25 protein-coding genes are annotated in these 26,047 nt (G+C 72.0%); 3 read left to right on the plus strand and 22 right to left on the minus strand.

What is annotated here, in order from left to right; all coding sequences use genetic code 11:
• Positions 1 to 102: 102 nt before the first annotated feature.
• From AC1C2V_RS01580 to AC1C2V_RS01590, 3 genes are read right to left on the minus strand one after another with little or no spacing between them, the layout of a single operon-like run.
• Complete coding sequence (locus AC1C2V_RS01580) at positions 103 to 1,056, minus strand: co-chaperone YbbN (RefSeq protein ID WP_495387814.1); 954 nt, start codon at positions 1,054 to 1,056, stop codon at positions 103 to 105.
• Between the two features lie 25 nt (positions 1,057 to 1,081).
• Positions 1,082 to 2,098 (minus strand): DUF8094 domain-containing protein, encoded by a 1,017-nt coding sequence (locus AC1C2V_RS01585; RefSeq protein WP_495387815.1) that lies wholly within the window; start codon positions 2,096 to 2,098, stop codon positions 1,082 to 1,084.
• Complete coding sequence (locus AC1C2V_RS01590; protein WP_495387816.1) at positions 2,095 to 3,495, minus strand: hypothetical protein; 1,401 nt, start codon at positions 3,493 to 3,495, stop codon at positions 2,095 to 2,097. Before AC1C2V_RS01590 ends, AC1C2V_RS01585 begins: the two co-directional genes overlap by 4 nt.
• A 335-nt stretch (positions 3,496 to 3,830) precedes the next feature.
• On the opposite strand from AC1C2V_RS01590, the gene AC1C2V_RS01595 reads away from it, so the two are divergent.
• Positions 3,831 to 5,261, plus strand: coding sequence for a coiled-coil domain-containing protein (locus AC1C2V_RS01595; protein ID WP_495387817.1), 1,431 nt, complete (start codon positions 3,831 to 3,833; stop codon positions 5,259 to 5,261).
• Positions 5,262 to 5,324: 63 nt separating this feature from the next.
• Here AC1C2V_RS01595 and AC1C2V_RS01600 read toward each other — a convergent pair whose 3' ends face one another.
• The 3 genes from AC1C2V_RS01600 to AC1C2V_RS01610 form a co-directional block, all read right to left on the minus strand.
• A complete protein-coding gene (locus tag AC1C2V_RS01600; RefSeq protein WP_495387818.1) occupies positions 5,325 to 6,152 on the minus strand; it encodes an alpha/beta fold hydrolase in 828 nt (275 codons plus the stop codon).
• An 89-nt stretch (positions 6,153 to 6,241) separates the two neighbouring features.
• Complete coding sequence (locus AC1C2V_RS01605) at positions 6,242 to 7,006, minus strand: alpha/beta hydrolase (protein WP_495387819.1); 765 nt, start codon at positions 7,004 to 7,006, stop codon at positions 6,242 to 6,244.
• Positions 7,007 to 7,044: 38 nt separating this feature from the next.
• Positions 7,045 to 7,344 carry an Rv1322 family protein gene (locus AC1C2V_RS01610; protein ID WP_495387820.1) on the minus strand — a complete coding sequence of 100 codons (300 nt, stop codon included), beginning with the start codon at positions 7,342 to 7,344 and terminating at the stop codon, positions 7,045 to 7,047.
• Positions 7,345 to 7,479: 135 nt separating this feature from the next.
• Here AC1C2V_RS01610 and AC1C2V_RS01615 point away from each other — a divergent pair, with 135 nt between their 5' ends.
• Positions 7,480 to 8,451 (plus strand): FKBP-type peptidyl-prolyl cis-trans isomerase, encoded by a 972-nt coding sequence (locus tag AC1C2V_RS01615; protein ID WP_495387821.1) that lies wholly within the window; start codon positions 7,480 to 7,482, stop codon positions 8,449 to 8,451.
• Positions 8,452 to 8,569: 118 nt separating this feature from the next.
• Positions 8,570 to 9,091: a phosphoribosyltransferase gene (locus AC1C2V_RS01620; RefSeq protein ID WP_495387822.1), complete on the plus strand. Its 522-nt coding sequence runs from the start codon at positions 8,570 to 8,572 to the stop codon at positions 9,089 to 9,091.
• 155 nt (positions 9,092 to 9,246) lie between these two features.
• Here AC1C2V_RS01620 and nrdF read toward each other — a convergent pair whose 3' ends face one another.
• The 16 genes from nrdF to AC1C2V_RS01700 form a co-directional block, all read right to left on the minus strand.
• On the minus strand, positions 9,247 to 10,227 hold the full coding sequence (nrdF, locus tag AC1C2V_RS01625) for a class 1b ribonucleoside-diphosphate reductase subunit beta (RefSeq protein WP_495388427.1): 981 nt from the start codon (positions 10,225 to 10,227) through the stop codon (positions 9,247 to 9,249).
• 32 nt (positions 10,228 to 10,259) lie between these two features.
• A complete protein-coding gene (gene nrdE, locus AC1C2V_RS01630) occupies positions 10,260 to 12,386 on the minus strand; it encodes a class 1b ribonucleoside-diphosphate reductase subunit alpha (RefSeq protein ID WP_495388428.1) in 2,127 nt (708 codons plus the stop codon).
• A gap of 38 nt (positions 12,387 to 12,424) precedes the next feature.
• Positions 12,425 to 12,856: a class Ib ribonucleoside-diphosphate reductase assembly flavoprotein NrdI gene (gene nrdI, locus AC1C2V_RS01635; RefSeq protein ID WP_495387823.1), complete on the minus strand. Its 432-nt coding sequence runs from the start codon at positions 12,854 to 12,856 to the stop codon at positions 12,425 to 12,427.
• 188 nt (positions 12,857 to 13,044) lie between these two features.
• Positions 13,045 to 13,287: a glutaredoxin-like protein NrdH gene (nrdH, locus tag AC1C2V_RS01640; RefSeq protein WP_495387824.1), complete on the minus strand. Its 243-nt coding sequence runs from the start codon at positions 13,285 to 13,287 to the stop codon at positions 13,045 to 13,047.
• A 584-nt stretch (positions 13,288 to 13,871) separates the two neighbouring features.
• Entirely contained in the window at positions 13,872 to 15,290 is a 1,419-nt protein-coding gene (locus AC1C2V_RS01645; protein ID WP_495387825.1) for a serine hydrolase domain-containing protein, read from the minus strand.
• 102 nt (positions 15,291 to 15,392) lie between these two features.
• The gene (locus AC1C2V_RS01650) at positions 15,393 to 16,865 is read right to left on the minus strand and encodes a GH1 family beta-glucosidase (protein ID WP_495387826.1); all 1,473 of its coding nucleotides are present in this window, start codon (positions 16,863 to 16,865) and stop codon (positions 15,393 to 15,395) included.
• A gap of 253 nt (positions 16,866 to 17,118) precedes the next feature.
• The gene (locus AC1C2V_RS01655) at positions 17,119 to 18,432 is read right to left on the minus strand and encodes an N-acetylglucosamine-6-phosphate deacetylase (RefSeq protein WP_495387827.1); all 1,314 of its coding nucleotides are present in this window, start codon (positions 18,430 to 18,432) and stop codon (positions 17,119 to 17,121) included.
• 77 nt (positions 18,433 to 18,509) lie between these two features.
• A complete protein-coding gene (gene nucS, locus AC1C2V_RS01660) occupies positions 18,510 to 19,205 on the minus strand; it encodes an endonuclease NucS (RefSeq protein ID WP_495387828.1) in 696 nt (231 codons plus the stop codon).
• 96 nt (positions 19,206 to 19,301) lie between these two features.
• Positions 19,302 to 19,727 (minus strand): DUF2550 domain-containing protein, encoded by a 426-nt coding sequence (locus AC1C2V_RS01665; protein ID WP_495387829.1) that lies wholly within the window; start codon positions 19,725 to 19,727, stop codon positions 19,302 to 19,304.
• 5 nt (positions 19,728 to 19,732) lie between these two features.
• On the minus strand, positions 19,733 to 20,017 hold the full coding sequence (locus AC1C2V_RS01670; RefSeq protein WP_495387830.1) for a F0F1 ATP synthase subunit epsilon: 285 nt from the start codon (positions 20,015 to 20,017) through the stop codon (positions 19,733 to 19,735).
• A gap of 103 nt (positions 20,018 to 20,120) precedes the next feature.
• Positions 20,121 to 21,605, minus strand: coding sequence for a F0F1 ATP synthase subunit beta (atpD, locus tag AC1C2V_RS01675; RefSeq protein ID WP_495387831.1), 1,485 nt, complete (start codon positions 21,603 to 21,605; stop codon positions 20,121 to 20,123).
• 76 nt (positions 21,606 to 21,681) lie between these two features.
• Entirely contained in the window at positions 21,682 to 22,581 is a 900-nt protein-coding gene (locus AC1C2V_RS01680; protein ID WP_495387832.1) for a F0F1 ATP synthase subunit gamma, read from the minus strand.
• A 2-nt stretch (positions 22,582 to 22,583) separates the two neighbouring features.
• A complete protein-coding gene (atpA, locus tag AC1C2V_RS01685; protein WP_495387833.1) occupies positions 22,584 to 24,212 on the minus strand; it encodes a F0F1 ATP synthase subunit alpha in 1,629 nt (542 codons plus the stop codon).
• 83 nt (positions 24,213 to 24,295) lie between these two features.
• The gene (locus AC1C2V_RS01690; protein ID WP_495387834.1) at positions 24,296 to 25,111 is read right to left on the minus strand and encodes a F0F1 ATP synthase subunit delta; all 816 of its coding nucleotides are present in this window, start codon (positions 25,109 to 25,111) and stop codon (positions 24,296 to 24,298) included.
• A complete protein-coding gene (locus AC1C2V_RS01695) occupies positions 25,111 to 25,725 on the minus strand; it encodes a F0F1 ATP synthase subunit B (protein WP_495387835.1) in 615 nt (204 codons plus the stop codon). The genes AC1C2V_RS01690 and AC1C2V_RS01695 overlap by 1 nt, the downstream gene beginning before the upstream one ends.
• The gene (locus AC1C2V_RS01700) at positions 25,722 to 25,958 is read right to left on the minus strand and encodes an ATP synthase F0 subunit C (protein ID WP_495387836.1); all 237 of its coding nucleotides are present in this window, start codon (positions 25,956 to 25,958) and stop codon (positions 25,722 to 25,724) included. Before AC1C2V_RS01700 ends, AC1C2V_RS01695 begins: the two co-directional genes overlap by 4 nt.
• Positions 25,959 to 26,047 lie beyond the last annotated feature (89 nt).

Raw genomic sequence — 26,047 nt, forward strand, 5'->3', positions numbered from 1 at the left:
ACGCACCCACAAGAGAGAGCAGACACCTGAGATACCCCCCGCCTTTGTCTCTTCCTCCCCCCACCTTCTTCCTCTCTCGGGTCTGCCTTCTCTATCTCGGCGTCAGTAGAGGCTGATCGCCAGGCGCTGACGTGCCTTGCCGACGCGCGGGTCGGTGGGGCCGACGATCTCGAAGTACTCGACCAGCCGCACGCGGAGCCGCTCCTTGGCGTCCGCGTCGGCACCGGGCAACAGCTCGAGCAGGCGCGCGAACGCGTCCTCGACCTTGCCGCCGAGCATGTCCGCGTCGGCCACCGCGAGCTGCGCGTCGACGTCCGCCGGGGCATCCGCGGCGGCGGTCCGCACGGCCTGCAGGTCGGCACCGCGGGTGCGCTGCAGCAGCCGCACCTGGGCGAGCCCGGCCACGGCGAGCGCATCCTTCGGGTCCTGCTTGATCGCCTTCTCGTAGGCGGCGACCGCGGTGTCGAGGTCGTCGCGCTCGATCGCGTCGTACGCCTCCTGATGCAGGGGCGGCAGCGGCTCCTCGACGGGCTCCGTCTCCTCCTGCTCCGGCTCGGGCTCACCGTCGCCGCCCTGGGCGGGGGCCCGGCCCGTGACGCCGTTCTGCTCGGCCGCGGCCAGCAGCTGGTCGAGCACGCCCCGGACCTGCTCCTCGGGCGCCGCGCCCTGGAACAGCGGCAGCGGCTGCCCCTGCAGCACCGCCACGACCGTCGGCACGCCCTGCACCTGGAACGCGGCGGCAACCTGCGGGTACGTCTGCGCGTCGAGGCGGCCGAGCAGGAACCGGCCGGCGTACTCCTCGGCGAGCCGCCCCAGCAGCTCGGCGAGCTCGGCGTTCGCCTGGTCGGTGGGGATCCACAGGAGCATGACGACCGGGTAGGTGGTCGAGTCCTGCACCACCTGTTGGAAGTTCGCATCCGTGACGTCCAGCACGTATCCGTCTGCCGACGGCGCCCCGCCAGGCTCCCCCGGCGGCGGTGCCTGCGGACGGTTCAGCGCCGACAGGTCGACGGCGCCGCGCGTGCTGAAGCTCGGGTCGGGAGTCGCGTTGGTCATGTCGACATCCTAGGAGCGCGGGAGGTCAGTTGGAGGCCGCGGTCGCCACGTGCGAGTAGCCGAGCGGCCGGACCTTGGCGTCCGAGTCCTTCGGCGGCACGTACAGCGCCACCATGTCGGTGTACTCGGTCCGCAGCACGTTGGTCGGGTCGTTGTCGCCGAGCAGTGCCTTCTGCGTCTCCGACAGCGCCGGCACCTTGGCGTCCGCTTCCGCCTTGACGGTGGTCTTGCCTTCGAGGACGCCCATGACGAGCGCCCCGCCGTCGGCGGTGCGAACCGCGCGCACGTCGTCCTTGCGCGCCTTGTACTTCTGCGAGTACTCGGTGCCCGACTCCTCGAAGCCGCCCACGTCTCGCCAGGCCGACGCGTCGGCCGCGACAGCGGCGACCAGGTCGGCGTCGGGCAGCTCAAAGCCCTTGGCGAACGAGGACTTCTTGGCCCCGAGCGTGACCAGGTCGGCGTACTGGGCAAGCGCGTCCTGAGGCGTCGCGGCCAGGGAGTCGTCGTCCGCGGCGACGGCCTCGGAGCCGATCCCCGCGTCGGCGAAGGCCGGCATCTTGATGCCGGGGATGAGCTGCACCCACGACCACATCCGGAAGTCCGCCCGCGGCGACTCCTGCTCGAACGAGACCAGGCGCGGTGTCTCGAGGTCCTCCGTCGCGGCGGTGATCGAGAAGGTGGTGCGCGGCCACGTCTGGGTGGTCGGGATGATCATCTGCTGCGACTCGGTCGGGATCTCGGTGACGAACTCACCGTTGTCCCGCTCCTTGGCCACCTTGAGCTGGCTCGTGCGCACCTCGTACGCCGGCCCGGTGACGCGCGGCCTGAGGTCCTTGCCCTTCAGCTCTTTGTCGGCCTTCGCCACGGTCTCCGAGACCGCAGTGAACACCTCGGTCTCCTGGTCCTCGCTGAGCACGGGGCCGGCGACCGCCTCGCCCGGCGCGGGCTGCGGCAGCTCGTCGGCGCAGCCGGCGAGCAGCGCCGTCGAGACGACGACGGCGCTCGCGACGGCCATGCCGCGGCGGGTGGTACGGCGGTTCATCGGTTCTCTCCGTCAGTGGTGTCGGTCGTGCGTGCGTCGTCGGTCTGGCCGGCCCCCCCGGCATCGCCGAAGCCCCAGGTGGCACGCCACGCGGCCGCGCGGCCGGCGGGGGTTGAGGAGTTGGGACGCGCGGCCGGGGCCTCGCCCTCCGCCTCGGCCGGCTGCGGGCGGACGGCCGGGATCGAGCCGGTCATGGCGCGCAGCATGCGGGTCACCCCGCCGCCCTGCTCGGTGGCCCGGCGGGCCTCCTCCTGGGCGCGCAGCTCACGACGCGTCATCCGCATCGCGCCGGTGGTGGTCAGGGGCTCGGACGGCACCGGCTCGTGCGCGTGTGCCGGCGCGTCGGCGAAGTGCGGTGCGGCGGGCGGCGGCGCGAAGCCGGACGGGTCCGCGGCGGAACCCTGCGACGCGGCGTCCTGCGACCCGCCTGCGAGGGCCTCGCGCTCGCGGCGCCTCGAGCGGCGGAGCAACCGGTTCGCGAGGGGCACCTCGGCGGTGCCGGCCGAGCCGTGCGCCGTGCCGTCGTCCGCGGGGTCCCCCGGCTCGGCCGCGTCGGGCCGGTCTGTGGCCGGGTCGTCGGTGGCGGCGCCGCTCTCCACCGGGGCCTCGCCGGGCGCGTCGGTGTCGGCGCCGTTGTCCGCGCGGACGGGGCCGAACGGGCTCCGGGCGCCGAACGCCCGGCGCGCCGGGGCCGCGGGGCCGTCGGTGCGGTGCTCGTCGCGGCCGTCGTGGCCGTCGGTGCGGGAGGCGGCATCGGCACGCTCGGCACGGACGCGACGTCCGCCGACCACGAGCAGGACGACACCGATCACGACCAGCCCGGCGCCGACCCCGACGCCCGGCCACAGGTAGGGCGTGCTGATGGTGCGGGGCCACGTGAGCTCGAGGGTGGGCGCCTGGGCGCCTTCGCCGACGCCCGCGGCGAGCAGGCTCCAGCGGCCGGGGCGGTCGCTCCAGCGCAGCGTGACGCTGCCCTCGTCGGAGGCCTCGGCCACCCACATGTCCGACCCGGCGGGGTCCGGACCCGTGGTCGGGGCCTCGTTCGTCTCCGCCTCCTCATCGGCGGGCACCCCGGCCTGCGAGGAGAGCGTCTCCCAGTCGCTGAGGCCCGTGACGCGCGAGTAGGGGTCGTTGCCGACCCACCCGTCGACGTCGACGTCGCGGCCGACAGCCAGGGTGACGCGCTGCCCCTCGGGGACAGACGCGCTGACCGTGACGTCGCCACCGACGAGCCCGAGAACCCCGGGGTCGGTGACGACGAGCGTGCCGTCGCCCGTCGGCTTGGCCGTGGCGACCACCGTGTCGGTGTCGCGCCAAACCGTGGCGGAGGCGACACCGAGCACGGCAGCGACAAGTCCGAGCAGGACCAGTACGCCACCCAGAATGCGTTGCAGCACCGAGCTTTCCCTTCGACGTGGACAGTTCAGCATAGGGACGCCCGGGAACTGTCCGTCCATGCGAGCGCCCTGGCGGGGGGCGGTTCACGAACCCTTCACGACTCGCGTACGGCGGCCGCGCCCCGGCTCCCGGCGGTCGTCACGACCCGTGGATCGACGCCAGAACCCCGCCGGACCCTGGACCGATCGCGACCTCGGGTATGCCCGGATCGCCCGGAAGCGTAAGAATGTCACGAGTATCGGCGTCCCGCCCGCCCCACTATCCTGGCCGAGGCCGGGGTCACCCGTCACCCGGCGAGGCCGGGGCACCCCCACCACGTCACGGAGGTCTGCACGTGTCCGACGAGCGCACGCTCTTCCCGATCACCATGCGCGGTTACGACCGCGCCCAGGTGGAGGGTCACATCGCCCGCCTCGAGCAGGCTCTGGAGGAGGTCCGCCGCAACGTCGTGAGCACCGACGAGCGCGCCATGCAGCTGTCCTCCGAGCTCGCGCTGACCCAGCGTCAGCTCCGCGAGAACGAGAAGCCGTCGTACGCGGGGCTCGGGTCCCGCGTCGAGCGCCTGCTGCGGTCCGCGGAGGAGCAGTCCACGGACGTGCTCACCCAGGCCAACCAGCAGGCAGCGGACATCATGGCGCGCGCCAAGCTCTCTGCCGGCCAGGTGCGTTCCCGGGCCGAGTCGGAGGCCTCGGAGCTGCTGGGCAGCGCCCGCCGCGAGGCGGAGGAGATCCGCTCCACCACCGCCGCCGAGGCGGAGGGCACCCTGCTCGCCGCCCAGCGCCGCGCCGAGGAGCTGGTCGGCTCCGCCGAGCGCGAGGCCGCCCTCATCACCAGCACGCTCAGCGCCGAGGAGAGCGAACGGCGCGCCACGCTCGAGCGGGAGATTGGCGTCCAGCGCTCCACCGCCGAGCGCGAGACCACCGAGCTGCGCGTCTCCGCCGAGCGGGACACCGCGCAGCAGCGCGCGCAGACGGCGGCCGACGCCGCGGCGCTGCGCGAGGAGGCCGAGCGCGAGTCGACCGACCTCCTCGAGCGCACCCGCCGCGAGGCGGCCCGCATCGTCGCCGACGCCAAGCACCACGCCGCAGAGGCCTCGGACGCCGTCACCACCGAGCTGGAGCAGCTGCGCGAGCAGGCGCGCGCCGCGCTGGCCGACGCCGAGCTCGAGATCGCGCAGCGCCGGGAGCAGGTGGAGCACGAGGCCGCCGCCCGGCACGAGACCGCGCGCGGGGAGACCGACCAGCTCGTCCGCGCGGCCGAGGAGCACGCGGCCGAGGCCGAGCGACGCGTCGCCCTGGCGCTGCAGCAGGCGGAGAAGGTGCGGGCCGAGTCCGACGCCTACGTCAAGGCGCTCGTCGCGGACGCCCGCCGCACCGCCGACGGCGTCGTCGCGGAGGCGCGGGAGTTCACCGAGCAGATGGTCACCGACGCCAGCGCCGAGGCCGAGCACCACCGCACCACGGCCCAGCGGCAGCTCGAGGACCTCACGCGCCGCCACGACTCGATCAACTCCTACCTCGAGGAGCTGCGCGGGCTGCTCGGGGCGGAGAAGGTCGCCACCGTGCCCGGGGCGCCCGTGCCGGTCGCCGAGGTGCACGCCGAGGCGGCGCAGCCGGAGTCCGAGGCCCCGGCCCCCACCGAGCCGGAGCCCGAGCCGGAGGCCGAGGCGACCGACGAGATCGACGAGGCCGAGGGCAGCGAGCCCGCGGACGACGCCGGCGAGGGCGCGGACGTCGAGGAGACCCCGGCCACCACGAAGGCCTGACGGCTCGGAGGCTGACGGCGAGGCGGCCCGCGCGGCGGACCGGTCAGTGCTGCTCGGCTGCGCTCAGTACTGCCAGGGCCAGCGCGGGCGCGTGGTGCGCTCGGCGACCCGGCGGTGCAGCAGCGCGAGGGCCGCCGCGACCGTGGCCGGGTCCTCGACGGCGCTCATGTGCCCGACCCCGGGAACCACGGTGAGCGCGCCGTCGCGGGCCGCGTGCACCATGTGCTCGGCCTCGACGAGCGGCGTCAGCTGGTCCTCGGCACCCACCACCACGGCGACCGGGCCGTCGAAGCTGCGCAGGACGTCGGTACGGTCGGGCCGAGCCGCCATCGCGCGCTGGGCCCACGCGACACCGATGGGCGACTGTGCCCGGATCCACGTCTCGAGCTGCGGGAAGAGGTTCCTGCGCTGCTGAGCGCTCGTGGTGCCCAGCAGCGTGCCCGGCATGCTGAGCACGGGGTCGAGCGTCTGCCCCTCCAGCACGGCGTCGGCGATCCGCAGCCGCTTGGCGCGGGCGGAGTCGAGGTCCGCCGTCGACTTCGTGTCGACGAGGCCGAGGCCCACGACGATCCCGGGGTGCCGCTCGGCCAGGGCCAGCGCCACGTAACCGCCCATCGACAGCCCCACGACCACCGCGTTGCCCTCGCCCTGCTCGCGCAGCGTGTGGTGCACCGCGTCGGCGACGTCCTCGAGGCGCGGCGGCATGCCGTGCAGCTCGGAGTGGCCCTGGCCCGGCAGGTCCACGCCGATGGCCCGCACGCCCTCGGGCAGCGCCCGCGCCGCCGCCGCCCACATGCGGTGGTCGAGGGGGAAGCCGTGCAGCAGCACGAGGGGCGTGCCCGCGCCCTCGTGCAGCGTGTACGTCGCCAGGAGCGCGGAGGTCGTGGTCATCGTCGACTCCTCTTTCACGTCGTCTTTCACGTCGTCCCTGTGGTCGCGCCCGGGCGGCGACCGTCAGGCCGTGCTGGTCCAGTCTGTGCTCATCCGGCGGGCGCCGCCTGCGCCTGCTGCACCTCGCCGGCGTAGTGCGTCGGCAGCGGGGGGTGCCCGGGCAGCACGTGGCCGACGATCTCGTCGAGCACGCGGCGCACCGCCGGCTCCCCGACCCACAGGTGCTTGGCGCCGTCGACGCCGATGACCTCCGCCTGCGGCACGCGCGCGAACCGGCGTCGTGCCTCGTCGGGGCGCAGGTAGTCGTCGAGCTCGGGCACGAGGACGACGAGCGGGCGCCCGAAGTCGGCCCACCGGTCCAGGTCCTCGTCGGTCGCGCGGTGCAGGGGAGGGGAGAGCAGGATCGCGCCCTCGATACCCGGGTCGGCTCCGTGCTTGAGCACCAGCTCCGTGCCGAAGGACCAGCCGACCAGCCACGGGCGGGGCAGCTCGCGGAACTCCGCGAGCTCGATCGCGGCGGCGACGTCGTAGCGCTCGGCCTCGCCGCCGTCGAACGCCCCCTCGGACGTGCCGCGGGGCGACGACGTCCCGCGCGTGTTGAACCGCAGCACCGCGAGATCGGCGAGGGCCGGCAACCGCCAGGCCGCCTTGCGGAACACGTGCGAGTCCATGTAGCCGCCGTGCGTCGGCAAGGGGTGCAGGGTCAGGAGCGTCGCGACCGGGTCGCGGTCCGCCGGCAGGGCGAGCTCGCCCACGAGCGTGAGCCCGTCTGCCGTGTGCAGCTCGACGTCCTCTCGGCGCGCGGGCAGCATCGTGAGGGAACGGATCTGGTGGCCGGTGGCATCGTCGTTCATCACCGCTCAGCGTAGTTCCGCGGGGCGATTCCGGCCGGTCAGCGCAGCCGGGCGCGGCGCTCCCAGCACGACGCGTGCCAGTGCCGGCGCTGCTCCAGCCCCGCGGGCTCTCCCCCGATCACGTCCCGCGGCCAGGCGACGACGTGCGACGTGCCGGGCGGGATCTCCTGCCGGCAGGTGGGGCACCGGTACGGCTTCTCGCCGCCCCGGACCTTGCGCACGGTCCACTCCCCGTCCTCGGCGCTGACGCGTCGTACCCCGCCGAGCGCCCGGTCCAGGTCGAGCGGCGGGGGCTCGGCACCCCAGGGGCGTTTGCGGGACGGACGGCTCGACGGCATGTGGTCCATTGTCGCCCGCGTCCGACCAGGAACGTCGTCGCGCGGACGCCCTGCACCGGCGCGCTCCCTGTGCCAAGCAGTCAGGTGGGGCCGTTACAGTGGCCCGGATCGTCCAGTCAACCGAAGGACTCCCCTGTGAAGCTCCGCACGTCCGCCGCCGCCACCGCGCTGGCGCTGGCCGCGGCCCTGACCCTGTCCGCCTGCGCCGACGACTCCGGCGACGGCGCGTCGCCGTCCGCGTCAGCGTCGTCTTCGCCGGCCACCGAGGCCCCCGAACCCACCAAGGAGGACGTCGCGGCCGTCGAGTCCGTCAAGGTCGACGGCGACGCCGGCAAGGAGCCGAAGCTCTCGTTCGAGACGCCGCTCGAGGTCTCCGTCCCGACGTCCCGCGTGATCGACGAGGGCGACGGCGCCGAGGTCACCGAGGGCATGAAGGTGACCATCGACTTCGTCGGGTACCTCGGTGCCGACGGCAGCAGCCAGGGCTCCACCTGGGAGCAGAAGGCCCCCGCGACCTTCGTGCTCGGCGACACCAGCTACGGAGTGCTCACCGAGCCGCTGACCGGCCAGAAGGTCGGCTCCCGCGTGCTCGTGGCGTTCCCGTCGCAGGACCAGCAGGGCCAGGCCGTCACCGCGGTCAACCTCGTCGAGATCACCGACGCGACCAAGATCCCGACGCGCGCCGACGGTGAGGCCGTGGAGCCCGAGGAGGGCCTTCCCGCCGTCACCCTCGACGACTCGGGCGCGCCGTCCGTGAAGATCCCCGAGGGTTACGAGGCGCCGAAGGACCTGGTGGCGCAGACCCTCATCAAGGGCGACGGGCCCAAGGTGAAGGACGGCCAGACAGTCACCGCCCAGTACACGGGCTGGACCTTTGATGGCGAGACCTTCGACTCCTCCTGGGAGCGGGGCACGCCGGCCAGCTTCCCGATCGCCGACGGTCAGGTGATCGACGGCTGGGTCAAGGGCATCGCCGGCCAGACGGTGGGCAGCCAGGTGCTGCTCGTCATCCCGGCCGCCCAGGCGTACGGCGCGGAGAAGAGCGAGGAGAACCCGCTCGCCGGTCAGCCGCTGGTCTTCGTGGTCGACATCCTCGACGCACAGTGACCCCCCGCGGCACCGCGTGACGTCCCGCACGTCACGCCGGCTGCCGCGCAGGTCAGCACCATCGCGACGGCGGGCTCCCGGTCAAGGGGGCCCGCCGTCGCGCGTAGGGTCTGGTGCCATGAGCGCACAGCCCACCGAGCAGGTACCCGTCGCCCCCGAGCGCGAGGTCCTCACCTGGACCCAGCTCCCGGTCGCGATCCGCGAGCTGGCCGAGAGCGTCGTCGCCAGCGGGTTCCTGCCCGACGTCGTCGTCGCGGTCGCGCGCGGCGGCCTCGTGCCCGGCGGCGCGATGGCGTACGCCCTGGGCACCAAGGGGGTCGGCACGCTGAACGTCGAGTTCTACACCGACATCGGCAAGACCCTCGACGACCCGCGCGTGCTGCCCCCGCTCATGGACACCTCCGAGCTGCCGGGCTCCAAGGTGCTGGTGGTGGACGACGTCGCCGACTCCGGGCGCACGCTCGCGCTCGTCATGGACATGCTCGCGAAGCTGGGCGCCGATGCCCGCTCCGTCGTGCTCTACACCAAGCCGCGCACCATCATCCGGCCCGACTACTCCTGGCGGGACACCGACCTGTGGATCACCTTCCCCTGGGCCGCCGACCCGCCCGTGACAGGCGCCCCGTCCGCCGACGTCTGATCCTGCCGAGGTAGTGCCAAAATCGCCGAGGTAGTTCGAAAAGCGCCGAGGTAGTCTCGTTCTGCGCGAGGTAGTGAACTACCTCGCTGAACTCGGGACTACCTCGGCGCTTTTCGAACTACCTCGGCGATTTTGGCACTACTTCGGCGCTGGGGTCAGAAGTCCCAGTCGTCGTCCTGCGTCGCCACTGCCTTGCCGATGACGTACGAGGAACCCGAGCCGGAGAAGAAGTCGTGGTTCTCGTCCGCGTTGGGGCTCAGGGCCGCGAGGATCGACGGGTTGACGGCCGTGTCCTCCTTGGGGAACAGCGCCTCGTAGCCCAGGTTCATGAGGGCCTTGTTGGCGTTGTACCGCAGGAACGCCTTGACGTCCTCCGAGAGCCCCAGCTCGCCGTACAGGGCGTCGGTGTACTCGACCTCGTTCTCGTACAGCTCGAAGAGGAGTTCGAACGTGTAGGCCTTGAGCTCGTCCTGCTCGGCCCGGCTGACGAGGGCGAGGCCCTTCTGGTACTTGTAGCCGATGTAGTACCCGTGCACGGCCTCGTCGCGGATGATGAGGCGGATGAGGTCGGCCGTGTTGGTGAGCTTGGCGCGGCTCGACCAGTACATCGGCGCGTAGAAGCCGGAGTAGAACAGGAACGACTCGAGCATGGTCGAGGCGACCTTGCGCTTGAGCGGGTCGTCACCCCGGTAGTACTTGAGCACGATCTCGGCCTTGCGCTGCAGGTTCGCGTTCTCCTCCGACCACGCGAAGGCGTCGTCGATCTCCCGCGTCGAGATCAGCGTGGAGAAGATCGACGAGTAGCTCTTGGCGTGCACCGACTCCATGAACGCGATGTTCGTGTACACCGCCTCCTCGTGCGGCGTCAGCGCGTCCGGGATGAGCGACACGGCGCCGACGGTGCCCTGGATGGTGTCCAGCAGCGTGAGGCCGGTGAACACACGGGTCGTCATCAGCCGTTCGGCCTCGCTCAGCGTGTGCCACGACTGGATGTCGTTGGACACCGGCACTTTCTCGGGCAGCCAGAAGTTCCCGACCAGGCGGTCCCAGACCTCGACGTCCTTCTCGTCCTGCACGCGGTTCCAGTTGATCGCGGTCACGCGATCGATGAGCTTGAGCTTCCCCGTGGGCGCCATCGTCTTCTCTTCCCCGAATTCCAGATAGTTGCTCAAAGCATGCAGCTGACGCAGTTCTCCACCTCAGTGCCCTCGAGGGCCATCTGGCGGAGGCGGATGTAATAGAGGGTCTTGATGCCCTTGCGCCAGGCGTAGATCTGCGCCTTGTTGACGTCGCGGGTGGTCACGGTGTCGGGGAAGAACAGCGTCAGCGACAACCCCTGGTCCACGTGCTGCGTGGCCACGGCATAGGTGTCGATGATCTTCTCGTAGCCGATCTCGTACGCGTCCTGGTAGTAGTCCAGGTTGTCGTTCGTCATGTACGGCGCCGGGTAGTAGACGCGACCGAGCTTGCCTTCCTTGCGGATCTCGATCTTCGCGGCCACCGGGTGGATCGACGACGTCGAGTTGTTGATGTAGCTGATCGACCCGGTGGGCGGCACGGCCTGGAGGTTCTGGTTGTAGATGCCGTGCTCGACGACGGACGCCTTGAGCGCGCGCCAGTCGTCCTGCGTCGGGATGGCGACCCCGGAGTCGGCGAAGAGCTGCGCGACGCGCCCCGTGGCGGGCTTCCACTCGCCGTCCGTGTACTTGTCGAAGTACTCGCCGGTGGCGTACTTCGAGTCCTCGAACCCGCCGAACGCCTTGCCGCGCTCGATCGCCAGCCGGTTGGAGGCGGCGATCGCGTGGTAGGCGACCGTGTAGAAGTAGAGGTTCGTGAAGTCGATGCCCTCGGCGGAGCCGTAGTAGATCCGCTCGCGCGCGAGGTACCCGTGCAGGTTCATCTGCCCGAGCCCGATCGCGTGCCCCAGGTCGTTGGCCCGCCGGATGGACGGCACCGACTCGATGTTCGTCTGGTCCGAGACGGCCGTGAGCGCGCGGATCGCCGTGTCGATCGTCTTGGCGAAGTCGGGCGAGTCCATCGTCTTGGCGATGTTGAGCGACCCGAGGTTGCAGGAGATGTCCCGGCCGACCTCGTCGTAGGAGAGGTCCTCGTGGAAGGTCGACGGTGTCGAGACCTGCAGGATCTCCGAGCACAGGTTGGAGTGCGTGATCCGGCCCTTGATCGGGTTGGCCCGGTTCACCGTGTCCTCGAACATCACGTACGGGTAGCCCGACTCGAACTGCAGCTCGGCGATCGTCTGGAAGAAGTCGCGGGCCTTGATCGTGGTCTTGGTGATCCGGTCGTCGGCCACGAGCTCGTCGTACTTCTCCGAGATGGAGATGTCGGCGAACGGCTTGCCGTACACGCGCTCGACGTCATACGGGCTGAACAGGTGCATGTCCGCGTTCGTCTTGGCGAGCTCGAACGTGATGTCCGGGATCACGACGCCCAGCGAGAGGGTCTTGATGCGGACCTTCTCGTCCGCGTTCTCCCGCTTGGTGTCGAGGAACCGCATGATGTCCGGGTGGTGCGCGTGCAGGTACACGGCGCCGGCGCCCTGGCGCGCCCCGAGCTGGTTGGCGTAGGAGAACGAGTCCTCGAGCAGCTTCATCACGGGGATGACGCCCGACGACTGGTTCTGGATGTGCTTGATCGGCGCGCCGTGCTCGCGGATGTTGCTCAGCAGCAGCGCCACGCCTCCGCCGCGCTTGGACAGCTGCAGCGCCGAGTTGATACCGCGCGCGATGGACTCCATGTTGTCCTCGATGCGCAGCAGGAAGCAGGACACGGGCTCGCCGCGCTGCGCCTTGCCGACGTTGAGGAACGTCGGGGTCGCCGGCTGGAACCGGCCGGAGACGACCTCCTCGACGACGTCGCGGGCGACCTGCTCGTCGCCGTCAGCCAGGCCGAGCGCGACCATCGAGACGCGGTCCTCGAAGCGCTCCAGGTACTTCTTCCCGTCGAACGTCTTCAGCGTGTACGACGTGTAGTACTTGAACGCCCCGAGGAACGACTCGAACTGGAAGTCCTTCGAGTAGGCGAGCTGGAACAGCTCCTTGACGAACGCGCGCGAGTACTTCCCCAGCACCGCCGGGTCGTAGTACTTGTTCTCGACCAGGTGGTCGAGCTTCGCGTCGAGCGTGTCGAACTGGATGGTGTTCGGCACCACGTGCTGCTCGAAGTAGGCCGTGGTGGCCTCCCGGTCCTTGCCGAACTGGATCTTGCCGTCCGGCCCGTACAGGTTCAACATCGCGTTGAGCGCGTGGAAGTCCAGCTGCACGCCCTGCAGCGGCACCGTCGTGGCCCCCGCGACCTCCGGGGTCGTCGTCGAGCTCACGCCGAGATCAGTGACTGTCGTTGCCAAAATCGTCCCAATCCGTCACGGACGCGGTCAGCGTCCTCAGCCGTCCCCAGCAGTTCGAAGGCGTACAGGTAGGGCACCTGGCACTTCGCGGAGATGATGTCGCCGGCGATGCAGTACGCAGCGCCGAAATTGGTGTTTCCCGCGGCGATCACGCCGCGGACGAGCGACCGGTTGTGCGGGTCGTTCAGGAACTCGCGCACCCGGCGCGGCACCGCACCGCCCTCGTTGCCCCCGCCGTAGGTGGGAACCATGAGCACGTACGGCTCGGTCACCGTGAGGAATCCGTCCGTCTTCCGCACCGGGGTGCGGTGCACGGACATGCCGAGGTCCTCGAGGCCGAGCCGCCGGACGAAGCGGTGGGTGTTCTCCGACACGCTGGAGAAGTAGACGAGAGAACTCATGTCGCCCTCCCCCGGATGCTGCTGCCAGATCGGCGCCGCCGTGCTGCGCCGTCGGATACGCACGGCGCCCCGGGTCGTGTTCGAAGCTCGGGGCGCCGGCCGTGTGAGGTGCGGGACCGCGTGGTCCCGCGTGGTCCCGCGTGTGTTGAACCGTGTTGAACCGTGTTGAACCGTGTTGAAACCAGGCGTCAGGCTGAGACGGCCTGCTGCGCCGCGACGGCGCTGATCTGGTCGGGGCGGAAGCCCGACCAGTGGGTGTCGCCGGCGACGACGACCGGGGCCTGCAGGTAGCCGAGCCCGCGCACCATCTCGAGGGCCTCGGCGTCCTGGGTGATGTCGACCACCGAGTACTCGACGCCCTTCCGGTCGAGGGCGCGGTAGGTCGCGTCGCACTGCACGCAGGCCGGCTTGCTGTAGACCGTGATGCTCATGTGTCTTCTCCCTCTCTGCGCTCCCCGTGGGGGGCTTGGTGCGACCCGCCCTGCAGCCCTTCCGGACCGGTCTCCCGCCGGCCCTCAAGGGCCCGGACCTGGGGTGACGTCCGTGGAACTACGCCGGTGTGCTTTGTTCGAAGGGCTGCGCGCCCTGCATGCTTTAAACACTACACCTAGTGGTCCGGGCGCGCGCGGAGCCGACATGTTGTGGTTGACACCCGTGTCATTCGCCACCTGCTCCCCGCCCCGACCCTTCACAACCAGCCTCGCACGAGGGTCCGACACGGCCGTCCACAGGCGCCCCCGGTGTCCGTCCCCACCCCGTATCGCGTCCATCCGCGCCCTCGTGCGGATGACGGCCGGCTGTCCACAGCCGGTGGGTGAGCGGCGTCCACAGCGTGTGGGCGACGGGGGTCGACGGACTCCGGGCTCGGCACGCCCCTCGGCACCCCGCCGAGGGCCGGGCTCACCGGGCAGACCGGACATTCCCGGCCGCACGATCGGACCGAAACTCGTCGAGAACGTCGGCGTGTCGCGTCCGGTGGTGTGTCGCACAGCCCGTGTCGCACAGCCAGGGCGGCTCACCGCGCGGGCGGTGCCTGCCAGCCCGCGGGGTCGACCCCGCCGGGCACGGCCGTCGCGGGGTCGTAGGGCGCCCGGGTGAGGTGGAAGGTGCCGACGTCGAGGCTCTCCGCCGACGTGCCCGGGTCGACCGGGCGCAGGTGCTCGCCCAGCCAGTAGCCGCCCTCCACCCCCGCCCACCGGCCGTCCGCGGACCGGGCGAACGCCGTGCCGCGCCCGCCGCCGTCGGAGGCGCGCAGCTCAAGGAGCCCGTCCGGGCGCAGCGTCACCGTGTGCGGCATCGGGCCCCAGTACCAGGTGCCTGTGAGTGCGAGCACGGCGGGGTCCGTCGGGGCGCCCGCGGGGTCGGGGGTCCCGGCGGGGTCGTCGAGCAGGTCGAGCAGGAAGGCGGCGTCCCCGAACCCGGCGGTCGAGCTGCCGCACACGGCGACCGTGTCCCCCGTCGCGGGGTCGGCGCGCAGCGTCGCCGTGAAGCCGGGCACCGACCCGCCGTGCCCCACGGTGCGGCGGCCGCCGCAGCTGCCACCCGTGGCCGGGTGGTGCACCGAGACGCCCAGCCCCCACGCCGCCCCGAACGGGGCGCCTGGCTCGTCCACGACCGCGCGCGGCGCCGTCATCCGCCGCCGCCACGCCAGGGGCAGCACGTCGTCCTCCCCCGCGCCGGCGCCGACCAGCCAGGAGCCGAACCGCACCAGGTCCGTCGGCGTCGACCACAACTCGCCCGCCGGCCCCATCGCGCCGTAGGCGGCCACGGGCTCGACCAGCACGGCGTCCGCGTGCGGGTGCACGGCGTAGCCGGTGGCCGCGGGCCCGGCCGGCACGCGGCCGGTGCGAGTCATGCCGAGCGGCTCCCACATCTCGGCGCGCAGGACGTCGTCCCACGGCAGGCCGTGGGCCTCTTCCAGCAGCCGGCCGAGCACGGCGTACCCGACGTTGGAGTAGTGGTGCCGCTCCCCCGGCTCCCACAGCGGCTCGACGCCCGGGGTCACCAGTTCGGCCCAGGAACCCGCGCCGTGCCGCTCCCACCACGGCCCCGGGGCCTCGGCCGGCAGCCCCGCCGTGTGGGTGAGCAGCTGCGCCACGGAGGCGTCCGGGGCGGGGGCGTCCGGCAGGTGACGCCCCACCGGGTCGTTGAGGCCCAGCCTGCCGGCCGCGGCCAGCCGCAGCACCGCGACCGCCGTCATCGGCTTGGTGATCGACCCGATGCGGAACGACGTGCCCGCGTCGGCGGGTGCCCACCCGGCGACGCCGGTCCAGGCGACGTCGCCGGCCCGCCCCACCGCCGCGGACAACGCCGGGACCCGAGCCTCGCGGGCCCGCCGACGCAGGGCGTCGCCGAACCGGGCGTCGCCGAACCGGGCGTCGTCGAACCGGGCGTCACCGTCGGGCGTGGTCGAGGCGGGCGGAGGCACGGTCATGCCCGCACGCTAATGCCGAACAGGTGGTTGACACCGCTATCGCGGCGATCTGACCGCGATAGGGGTGTCAACCGCCTGTTCGGCAGCTCGGCGTGACGCGGGTCAGGGCGCGACGGCGTCGACGGGCGGCAGGGCGCCCGTGGCGGCGAGGCGGCGGTACCAGTGCGCCGAGTCCTTCCAGGTGCGCTCGCCCGTCGGGTAGTCGACGTGCAGGATGCCGAAGCGTTTGGAGTACCCGTAACCCCACTCGAAGTTGTCCATCAGCGACCAGGCGAAGTACCCGCGCACGTCCGCGCCGGCGTCGAGGGCCGCGCCGACGGCGTCGACGTGGTCGTGCAGGTACGCCACGCGGCGGTCGTCGTGCACGCGGCGCTCACCGCCCGAGGCCACCAGCTCGTCGTCGAAGGCCGCGCCGTTCTCGGTGACGGCCAGCGGCACGCCCGGGAACCGGCGGTGCAGGTCGAGCAGCAGCTCCGTGAGCCCGGTCGGGTCGATGTTCCAGCCCATCGCGGTGGTGGGTCCAGGTTGCGGGACGAACTCGACGTCGGTGACCCCTATCCACGGGCTGTGGCTCGAGGCGCCGTGCCCGTCGTTCTCCGCCCGCTCGCCGTCGCCCGCGAAGTGCCGCACGGTGACGGTCGAGTAGTAGTTGACGCCGAGCACGTCCAGCGGCCGGCGGATCGCCTCGAGGTCGCCGTCGCGCACGAACGACCAGTCGGAGACCTCCGCGGTGTCCGCGAGCAGGTCGGCCGGGTAGGCGCCGTCGAGGATCGGGCCCAGGAAGGCGCGGTTGGCGAGCGCGTCGATCTTCCGCACGGCGTCGGCGTCGGCGGGCGCGGCCGGGTCGGCGGGCCGGATGACGTGCAGGTTGAGCGTGATCGACGTCTGCGCGCCCGGCAGCACCGACCGGATCGCCTGCACGGCCAGTCCGTGGGCGAGATTGAGGTGGTGCACCGCCGCGAGCGCCGCGGCCGGCTCGGTGCGGCCGGGGGCGTGCACGCCCGAGCCGTAGCCCAGGTAGGCGGAGCACCAGGGCTCGTTGAGGGTGGTCCACGCCTCGACCCGGTCGCCGAGCTCGACGGCCATGAGGCGCGCGTACTCGGCGAAGGCCTCGGCGGTCTCGCGGTTCGCCCAGCCACCGGCGTCCTCCAGATCCTGCGGGAGGTCCCAGTGGTAGAGGGTGACGAAGGGCCGGATGCCGCGCTCGCGCAACGTGTCGAGCAGCCGCCGGTAGAAGTCCACGCCCTCGGCGTTGACCGGGCCGCGGCCGCCCGGCTGCACGCGCGACCACGAGATCGACAGGCGATAGGCGCCGACGCCGAGCCGCGCGAGGTGGTCCACGTCCTCGGGCCAGCGGTGGTAGTGGTCGCACGCGACGTCCCCGGTGTCGCCGTCGAACGTGCGCCCGGGAGTGTGGGAGTAGGTGTCCCAGATCGACGGGCCACGGCCGCCCTCGGCGGCGGCGCCCTCGATCTGGTAGGCCGCCGTCGCGGTCCCCCACAGGAAGTCGACGGGGAACGTGCGGGGGGCGGTCGCCCCGTCGGCGGGCCCGGCGGCGGTGGTCGTGGTGGTCATGGGTGCGTTCCTCGGTGCTCGGAGTCGCGGGAATCGTGGACTGCTGATGGGTGGAAGCGCTCCCACCCTGGCGGGCAGTGTAGTCCGGCAGGTGGAAGAGCCGCAGCGTGACGCCGTCCGCCCACGCCTAGCCGGGGCGGTCGGTGCGGCACCGACACGGACACCGGGCTCGTCGTCGGGGCCGGCGGGGTCGCCGTCGTCCGGGAGGGCTCGTCGACCGGCTGGACCGTCGAGCCCGTGTGACCGTGCTCGCTCAGCCGGCGCCGACCTCGACACCGCCGACCTCGACACCTTCAGCCTCGACGCCCCCGCGCAGCACGTGCAGCACGCGCAGGTCGCCGTCGGTGACGACGACGTCGGCGCGGCGCCCGATGACAAGGCCGCCGACGTCCGCGAGCCCCAGCACGCGGGCCGGCACCCAGGACGCGGACCGCACCGCGTCGACCAGGGGGACGCCCGCCGCGGCCGTGGCGCGCACGACGTCGATCAGGTGGGCGGTGCCCCCGGCGATCGTGCCGCCCTCGGGGTCGTCCGGGTCGGTCAGCCGCGCCACGCCACCGCGCACCGTCACCGCCATCGGCCCGAGCTCGTAAGAGCCGTCGGCCATGCCCGCGGCGGCCATCGCGTCTGTCACCAGGGCGACGTGGTCGGCCCCGACCATCTCGACCACGGTGCGGACGGTCGCGGGCGCCAGGTGCACGCCGTCCGCCACGAGCTCGACCACGAGCTCCCCGCGAGCGGCGGCCGCGAGGCAGGCCGCGATCGGGCCGGGCGCCCGGTGGTGCAGCGGGCGCATGCCGTTGAAGAGGTGGGTGGCCGTCATCTCGCGCGCCGGCCCACCCTCCTCCGCCTGCGCGCGCAGGCCGGCGACGACCTGCGCGACGAGCGCCTCGGACTGCTCCGTCGTCGCATCGGTATGGCCGAGGGAGGGGATCACGCCGGCCGCGACCAGCTCGCGCGCCACGCCGTCCGGCCCGAGCACGCCCTCGACCTCGGGGGCGACGGTCATCGTGCGTAGGTGCCCGCGGGCGGCCTCGGCCAGGTCGCGGACCAGGGCGGGGTCACCCGGCAGCAGGTCGTCCGGGCTCTGCGCCCCGCGGCGCGCGTGGGAGAGGAAGGGGCCCTCGGCGTGGATGCCCGCGATCTCGCCGGCCTCCGCGAGGCCCGCAAGCATCGCGACCCGCGCCAGGAGCGTCTCGCGGTCGGCGGTGACGAGCGACGCGAGCATCGTGGTGGTGCCGTGGCGGCGGTGTTCGAGCACCGCGATCATCGCCTCGTCGGGGTTCGCGGCGTCGGGGAAGCCGACCCCGCCGCCGCCGTGATCGTGCAGGTCCACGAGCCCCGGGAGCAGCGTCGTGCCCGGGGCGGGCACCGCCGCCCGCGCGACGGCCGCGGCGACGGACGGGTCCGCGTACTCGGCCGCGACGACCGGCCCGACCCAGCGGATCACCCCGTCCGCGACCACCACGGCGCCGTCGTCGATCACGTCCTGGGGCGTCACGACGTACCCGCGCCATGCGACGGGCTCGCCGGACGTCGCGGGGGCCGGGAGGGAGGCATCACTCATGCGCCACATCCTGCCGCACCCTCACAGGAGCGCGAAATGTCTCGACGGACCGCTCGACGGACCGCGCAACAGCACGCTCAGAAGAGCCGGGAGCCCACGTCGTCCACGCCGCGCATGGCGTCGTAGTCGAGCAGCAGGCACTCGATCCCCCGGTCGGTGGCCAGCACCCTCGCCTGCGGCTTGATCTCCTGGGCGGCGAAGACGCCGCGCACCGGCGCCAGCAGGGGGTCGCGGTTGAGGAGGTCGAGGTAGCGCGTGAGCTGCTCGACGCCGTCGATGTCGCCCCGGCGCTTGATCTCGACGGCCACCGCACCGCCCTGGCCGTCGCGGGCCAGGATGTCGACCGGGCCGATCGCGGTCATGTACTCGCGGCGGACGAGCGAGTGCCCGGCGCCGAGCCGCTCGATCTGGGCGGCGAGCAGCTCCTGCAGGTGCGCCTCGACCCCGTCCTTGATCAGGCCGGGGTCGACGCCGAGGTGGTGCGCCGAGTCGTGCTCCACCTCGTGCAGCTCGATCTCCAGGCGGTCGTCCGACTTCTGGTGCTGCACGGTCCACACCGCGGTGACCCCGCGCCCGCGGGCCTCTTCGTCGGGGTCGGCCGTCGCCGTCGAGCAGGGCGGGCTCATCCAGTTGAGCGGCTTGTACGAGCCGCCGTCGGAGTGCAGCAGCACGCTGCCGTCCGCCTTGATGACGATCAGCCGCGTGGCCAGCGGCAGGTGCGCGGTGAGCCGGCCGGTGTACCGGGCCGAGCAGCGTGCGACGACGAGACGCACGGTCCCCCTCTTCGTTCGTGGCGTTCGTTCGTGGCGTTCGTTCGTGGCGATCGTTCGTGGCGATCGTTCGTACGATCCCGGCGATCGGCGGCCGGTTCAGAGAACCAGGTCGCGGCGTCCCGGGGGCGCGGACTCGAGCCACGACGCGAGACCCTCGTACGCGCCCGAGGACATCAGCAGCTCGAAGTCGGTGCCGTCGTAGCGGCAGCGCACCAGCACCTGGTCGGGCTGGCCGGCCTGGTCGAGCGGGGCGCGCCCCGTGATCGACAGCCGGTCACGCTGCCAGACCCGTGCGGGGCGAGGGGCCAGGGACCAGCCGCGCCACCAGTCGATGCGGCCCACGGCGTAGTGGGCGATCCCCACCACCCAGCCGGCCTGCGGGTCGTCCGCGTGCCGGGCGTGGCAGGGGAAGGACCCGACCCGCCGGGACAGGGTCCGCAGGCGGGAGGCACCGGCGGCGAGCACCAGTCCGAGCGCGACGACGATCCCGACCGCGACCCAGACGACGTACGCCACCGGCACCTGACTCAGCGCAGCGCCGGCTCGCGGCCGGACAGCTCCGAGACCTCGTCCACGACGATCGTGACGAGATCGCCGTCGACCGAGACGAACCCGCCGGTGACGTGCGCCTCGACCGCGGTGCCCTGCGACGTCGCGACCCGGATCGTGCCGGGCCGCAGCACCGCGAGGAGCGGCGAGTGGCCGGCGAGGATGCCGACCTGACCGTCGACGGACGGGGCGCTGACCTCACGCGCCGCGCCCGACCAGACCTTGCGGTCGGCCGCGACGAGGTCCACGTTCAGCTCTGCCATCTCACAATCCTCTTTCCCGTCGTGCTGGGGTTCGTGCGGCGGTCACGTCGTCCCGCCGGGCGGGCGGGCCTCCCGGCGGGACGACGTGGCGGTGACGGAGCCGTCAGGCCCCGTACTCCTTCTGGATACGGGCCCAGTTCTCCTCGAGCATCTCGAGGCCGCCGATGTTGTAGAACGCCTGCTCGGCGATGTGGTCGAACTCGCCCGCAGCGATCTTCTTGAACGCCTCGATGGTCTCGCTCAGCGCCACCGTGGAACCCTCCACGCCGGTGAACTTCTTCGCCATGTAGGTGTTCTGCGAGAGGAACTGCTGGATGCGGCGCGCACGCGCCACGACCGTCTTGTCCTCCTCGGAGAGCTCGTCGACACCGAGGATCGCGATGATGTCCTGGAGCTCCTTGTTGCGCTGCAGGATCGACTTCACCTGCGTGGCCACGTCGTAGTGCTCCTGACCCACGTAGCGCGGGTCGAGGATGCGGGACGTCGAGGTCAGCGGGTCGATCGCCGGGTACAGACCCTTCGACGCGATCTCGCGGGAGAGCTCCGTCGTCGCGTCCAGGTGGGCGAACGTGGTCGCCGGCGCCGGGTCGGTGTAGTCGTCCGCCGGCACATAGATCGCCTGCAGCGAGGTGATCGAGTGGCCGCGCGTCGAGGTGATGCGCTCCTGCAGCACGCCCATCTCGTCGGCGAGGTTCGGCTGGTAGCCCACCGCGGACGGCATGCGGCCGAGCAGCGTGGAGACCTCGGAGCCGGCCTGCGTGAAGCGGAAGATGTTGTCGATGAACAGCAGTACGTCCTGCTTGGCGACGTCGCGGAAGTACTCCGCCATCGTCAGCGCCGACAGGGCGACGCGCAGACGCGTGCCCGGCGGCTCGTCCATCTGGCCGAAGACCAGCGCGGTCTTGTCGAAGACGCCGGCCTCCTCCATCTCCGCGATGAGGTCGTTGCCCTCACGGGTGCGCTCCCCGACGCCCGCGAACACGGACACACCGCCGTGGTCCTGGGCGACGCGCTGGATCATCTCCTGGATGAGGACCGTCTTGCCGACGCCCGCACCGCCGAAGAGGCCGATCTTGCCACCCTGCACGTACGGGGTGAGCAGGTCGATCGACTTGATGCCCGTCTCGAACATCGTGGTCTTCGACTCGAGCTGGTCGAAGGCCGGGGGCCTGCGGTGGATCGGCCAGCGCTCGGTGATCTCGATCTTCTCGCCCGGCTCCGCGTTCAGCACGTCGCCGGTCACGTTGAACACGCGGCCCTTGGTGACGTCGCCGACGGGGACGCTGATCGGCGCGCCGGTGTCGGTGACGACGGCGCCGCGCACGAGGCCGTCGGTCGGCTTGAGCGCGATCGCGCGGACCAGGGAGTCGCCGAGGTGCTGGGCGACCTCGAGCATGAGGGTGAAGGAGTTCTCGCCCTCGCCCTGGGTCGACAGGTCGATGCCGACGGTCAGGGCGTTGTAGATGTCGGGAATCGCGTCCTCGGGGAACTCGATGTCGACGACGGGGCCGATCACACGCGCGACACGGCCAGTCCCCGGCTCGGTCGGGGCCGCGCCGTGTGCTGCTTCCACGGTGGTGGCGGTCATTGCTTGCCTCGCTTCGAAAGGAACGTTTCGGATGTCAGTACGGGCGGTCGCGCCGTCAGGACCATGTTCGGGGTGGTCATGATGCCGCGAGGGCGTCGGCACCCGAGACGATCTCGCTGATCTCCTGGGTGATGTCCGCCTGGCGCGCCTGGTTCGCCAGGCGCGTGTAGTTGCGGATCAGGTCCTCGGCGTTGTCCGTCGCCGTGTGCATCGCCCGCTGGCGCGCGGCCAGCTCGGACGCCGCCGCGTCCAGCATGAAGCTGAAGATGCGGCTGCGCACGTAGCGCGGCAGGAGCGCGTCGAGCACGCTCTCCGGCGACGGTTCGAAGTCGTACAGCGGGAACGCGTCGTTCTCGCCGGGGACGGCCACGCCCTCGACGACCTCGAGCGGGAGCATCCGCACCACGCGCGGCCGCTGCGTGACCATGTTGACGAACTGCGTGTAGACCACGTGCAGCTCGCTGACCCCGCCCTCGGCCGCCGGGGCGAGGAACGCGCCCAGCAGCGTGTCCGCGACCTCGCCCGCGACGTCGGAGTTCGGGCTGTCCGAGCCGTACGACCACTGGCCCTCGAGCTGACGCCCCCGGTAGTGGTAGTACGAGACGGCGCGGCGACCGGTCGCGTAGAGCACGACCTCCTTGCCCGCGCCCTGGAGCTGCTGCACGAGCCGCTCCGCCTCACGGAGGATCGACGCCGAGTAGGCGCCGGCCATCCCGCGGTCGGATGCGATCACGAGGACCGCGACGCGGTTCGTGTCGCCGCGCTCGCTCGTGAGCGGGTGCTTGGTCGACGTGTGCGTGGCCACCGCGGACACCGCGCGGGTGATGGCCCGCTCGTACGGAGCCGCCGAAGCCGTGCGCGCCCGCGCCTTGCCGATGCGGGAGGCCGCGATCAGCTCCTGCGCGCGGAACATCTTCTTCAGCGACTGCGTCGACTTGATCCGCTGCTTGTAGATGCGCTGGGATCCACCGGCCATGCTCAGGCCTTCTTCTTCACGACGAGCTGCTCCTGCTCGACGTCGGACGTATCGCCCTCGGCGTCGCCGCCGACGAGCGGGGTGCCGTCGGCCTTGAGGAAGCCGTTCCGGACGTCCTCGACGGCCTTGGTCAGCGCGTCCTCGGTGTCCTGCTCGAGCTTGCCGGTCGACGCGATGGCGCTGAGCACCTCGGTCTTGCGACGCAGGTGATCGAGCATCTCGGACTCGAAGCGCTTGACGTCCTCGACCGGGACGTCGTCGAGCTTGCCCTTGGTGCCGGCCCAGACGGACGCGACCTGCTCCTCGACCGGGTAGGGCGTGTACTGCGGCTGCTTGAGCAGCTCCATGAGCACCGCGCCACGGGCGAGCTGGCCGCGCGACGCGGCGTCCAGGTCGGACGCGAACATCGCGAACGCCTCGAGCGACCGGTACTGCGCCAGCTCGAGCTTCAGCGTGCCGGAGACCTTCTTCATCGCCTTGATCTGCGCGTCACCGCCGACTCGGGAGACGGAGATGCCGACGTCGACCGCCGGGCGCTGGTCGGCGTTGAAGAGGTCCGACTGCAGGAAGATCTGGCCGTCGGTGATGGAGATGACGTTGGTCGGGATGTACGCCGACACGTCGTTCGCCTTGGTCTCGATGATCGGCAGGCCGGTCATCGAGCCCGCGCCGAGCTCGTCCGACAGCTTCGCGCAACGCTCCAGCAGACGGGAGTGCAGGTAGAACACGTCGCCGGGGTACGCCTCGCGGCCCGGCGGGCGCCGCAGCAGCAGCGACACGGCACGGTAGGCCTCGGCCTGCTTCGACAGGTCGTCGAAGACGATGAGCACGTGCTTGCCCTGGTACATCCAGTGCTGGCCGATGGCCGAGCCCGTGTACGGCGCGATGTACTTGAAGCCTGCCGGGTCGGACGCCGGGGCCGCGACGATCGTCGTGTACTCGAGCGCGCCGGCCTCCTCGAGGGCGCCGCGCACGGAGGCGATCGTGGAGCCCTTCTGACCAACGGCCACGTAGATGCAGCGCACCTGCTTGGCCGGGTCGCCCGACTCCCAGTTGGCCTTCTGGTTGATGATCGTGTCGATCGCGATCGCCGTCTTGCCGGTCTGCCGGTCGCCGATGATCAGCTGGCGCTGGCCGCGGCCGATCGGGATCATCGAGTCGATCGCCTTCATACCGGTCTGCAGCGGCTCGTGCACCGACTTGCGCTGCATGACGCCGGGCGCCTGGAGCTCGAGGGCGCGGCGGCCCTCGCTCTCGAGCTCACCCAGGCCGTCGATCGGGTTGCCCAGCGGGTCGACGACGCGGCCGAGGTAGCCCTCGCCGACGGGGACGGACAGGACCTCGCCGGTACGGCGGACCTCCTGCCCCTCCTCGATGCTGGCGAACTCCCCGAGAACGACGACGCCGATCTCCCGGACGTCCAGGTTCAGCGCGAGGCCGAGCGTGCCGTCCTCGAAGCGCAGCAGCTCGTTCGCCATCGCGCCCGGAAGGCCTTCGACCTGCGCGATACCGTCGGCGGCGGCGGTGACGCGGCCGACCTCCTCGCTGACCGCGCCCTCGGGCTCGTACGACTTCACGAAGCTGTCCAGAGCGGCGCGGATCTCCTCCGGCCTGATCGTCAGCTCAGCCATTGCTCTCTCCTGTCGTGGCCGCGACTCGCGCGGCCTCACGTTCTGCGTAGCCGACCGAGGGCCGGCGCTGGGCCTGGAAGGGTTCAGCCGGCCAGCCGGCGACGGGCGTCGGCCAGGCGGGACAGCACGGTGGAGTCGACGACGTCAGCGCCGACCTGGATGCGCAGGCCACCGATCACGGCCGGGTCGACCGTCACGTTGAGCTGCACGGGGCGCCCGTAGGCGCGCTCGAGCAGGGTGGCGAGCCGCTCCTGCTGGGACTCGCTGAGCACGGCGCCGCTGGTGACCGTGGCCACGAGGCGACGGCGCCGCTCGGCGGCGACCTCGCCGTACCAGATCAGCGACGCCACGAAGCGGCGGCCGCGGAGGTTGGTCGTGGCCCGGCGTGCGAGCTCCTGCGTCACGGCGTCCACCTTGCCCTCGAGCAGGGTGTCGACGAGCTGCGCCCGACGTGCGGGGTCGGTCGCGGAGTCGGAGAGCACCCGGCGCGCCTCGCGCTGGCCGACGAGCGCACGGGTCAGCCGGAACAGCTCGTCCTCGACCGTCTCCAGGGCGCCCCGCGACTGGGCGGACGCCAGGACGGCGTCCAGGCCGAGGCGCTCCAGGGAGTCGACGAGGTCCCCGTCGCTGGCCCAGCGCGACCGCGCAAGGCCCGTGACGAGGTCCACGACCCGCTCGTCGAAGCCGTCGGCCAGCACGCGGGCGGCAAGATCCGCCCGGTCCTGGGGGCTCCGCGAGGGGTCGGCCATCGAGCGACGCAGCGGCCCGGACCCGTCCAGCGCCGCGACGACGGCGAACAGCTGCTCACCGAGCGCCTGCGCGTCGGGCCCGGCGGACTGCAGGACCGGCTCGAACCGCTCCTGCGCCGCCGCGAGGGATGCTCCACTGGTACCGCGCATCAGCCCTCCTTGCCGGCCGAGCTGCCGGCCGAGCTGGCGGCCGACGCCGGCTGCGACGCGTCGCCCGCGGCCTCGAGCTCGTCGAGGAAGCGGTCGACCACGCGCGACTGGCGCGCGGAGTCCTGCAGCGACTCGCCGACGATCTTCGACGCCAGCTCGGTGGCCAGCGTGCCGACCTCCGTGCGCAGCGAGACGGCGGCAGTCTGGCGCTCCGCCTCGATCTGGCGCTGCGCGGTCTCGGCGATCCGGGACGCCTCCTCCTGCGCCTTGCTGCGCAGCTCCGCGATGATGGCGGTGCCCTCGGCACGCGCCTCCTCGCGGGTCTTCGCGGCGTCGGCGCGGGCCTCGGCGAGCTGCTGGTGGTACTCCTTCAGCGCCTCCGCGGCCTCCTCCTGCGCCTGCTCGGCCTTGGCGATGCCGCCCTCGATCTTCGCGGTGCGCTCGTCCAGCACGGCCTGGAACTTCGGCAGCGCGTACTTGTAGAAGACGAGACCGATGATCACGACGATCACCAGCGACCAGATGATGTCCGGCCAGTGGGGGATCAGGAGGTTCGGCTCTGACGTCTCCGCCGCGAGCACGGTCACGCTGGGTGTGTTCAGGGGAGAAATCATGCTGCCGGGACGATGAAGCCGGCCACCAGGCCGAGGAGCGCGAGCACCTCGACGAAGGCGATGCCGATGAACATCGTGGTACGGAGCTGGCCGGACACCTCGGGCTGGCGGGCCATGCCCTCGATCGTCTTGCCGATGAGGATGCCGAGGCCGATGCCCGGGCCGACCGCCGCGAGACCGTAACCGACGGTGCCGATGTTTCCGGTGACCTCGGCGAGGGTGGTGACGTCCACTGGGTTTCCTTCCGTTGGGCGCCGGGCCTCGGTGGCCCGGCGTCGACGTTGTGGGTGCAGTTGTGAAGCTGGTCCGGCTCAGACCGGGT

The organism is Isoptericola sp. Y541 (genome assembly GCF_059445465.1).

Excerpts from the sequence above, each read along its gene's own strand:
- AC1C2V_RS01655 (WP_495387827.1), bottom strand. The coding sequence starts at position 18,432 with ATGAGTGATGCCTCCCTCCCGGCCCCCGCGACGTCCGGCGAGCCCGTC.
- AC1C2V_RS01600 (WP_495387818.1), bottom strand. The coding sequence starts at position 6,152 with ATGACCACGACCTCCGCGCTCCTGGCGACGTACACGCTGCACGAGGGC.
- AC1C2V_RS01645 (WP_495387825.1), bottom strand. The coding sequence starts at position 15,290 with ATGACCGTGCCTCCGCCCGCCTCGACCACGCCCGACGGTGACGCCCGG.
- AC1C2V_RS01580 (WP_495387814.1), bottom strand. The coding sequence starts at position 1,056 with ATGACCAACGCGACTCCCGACCCGAGCTTCAGCACGCGCGGCGCCGTC.
- AC1C2V_RS01605 (WP_495387819.1), bottom strand. The coding sequence starts at position 7,006 with ATGAACGACGATGCCACCGGCCACCAGATCCGTTCCCTCACGATGCTG.
- AC1C2V_RS01690 (WP_495387834.1), bottom strand. The coding sequence starts at position 25,111 with ATGCGCGGTACCAGTGGAGCATCCCTCGCGGCGGCGCAGGAGCGGTTC.
- AC1C2V_RS01610 (WP_495387820.1), bottom strand. The coding sequence starts at position 7,344 with ATGCCGTCGAGCCGTCCGTCCCGCAAACGCCCCTGGGGTGCCGAGCCC.
- atpD (WP_495387831.1), bottom strand. The coding sequence starts at position 21,605 with ATGACCGCCACCACCGTGGAAGCAGCACACGGCGCGGCCCCGACCGAG.
- nrdI (WP_495387823.1), bottom strand. The coding sequence starts at position 12,856 with ATGAGTTCTCTCGTCTACTTCTCCAGCGTGTCGGAGAACACCCACCGC.
- atpA (WP_495387833.1), bottom strand. The coding sequence starts at position 24,212 with ATGGCTGAGCTGACGATCAGGCCGGAGGAGATCCGCGCCGCTCTGGAC.
- AC1C2V_RS01650 (WP_495387826.1), bottom strand. The coding sequence starts at position 16,865 with ATGACCACCACGACCACCGCCGCCGGGCCCGCCGACGGGGCGACCGCC.
- AC1C2V_RS01695 (WP_495387835.1), bottom strand. The coding sequence starts at position 25,725 with ATGATTTCTCCCCTGAACACACCCAGCGTGACCGTGCTCGCGGCGGAG.
- nrdH (WP_495387824.1), bottom strand. The coding sequence starts at position 13,287 with ATGAGCATCACGGTCTACAGCAAGCCGGCCTGCGTGCAGTGCGACGCG.
- AC1C2V_RS01620 (WP_495387822.1), top strand. The coding sequence starts at position 8,570 with ATGAGCGCACAGCCCACCGAGCAGGTACCCGTCGCCCCCGAGCGCGAG.
- nrdF (WP_495388427.1), bottom strand. The coding sequence starts at position 10,227 with ATGGCGCCCACGGGGAAGCTCAAGCTCATCGATCGCGTGACCGCGATC.
- AC1C2V_RS01670 (WP_495387830.1), bottom strand. The coding sequence starts at position 20,017 with ATGGCAGAGCTGAACGTGGACCTCGTCGCGGCCGACCGCAAGGTCTGG.
- AC1C2V_RS01680 (WP_495387832.1), bottom strand. The coding sequence starts at position 22,581 with ATGGCCGGTGGATCCCAGCGCATCTACAAGCAGCGGATCAAGTCGACG.
- AC1C2V_RS01585 (WP_495387815.1), bottom strand. The coding sequence starts at position 2,098 with ATGAACCGCCGTACCACCCGCCGCGGCATGGCCGTCGCGAGCGCCGTC.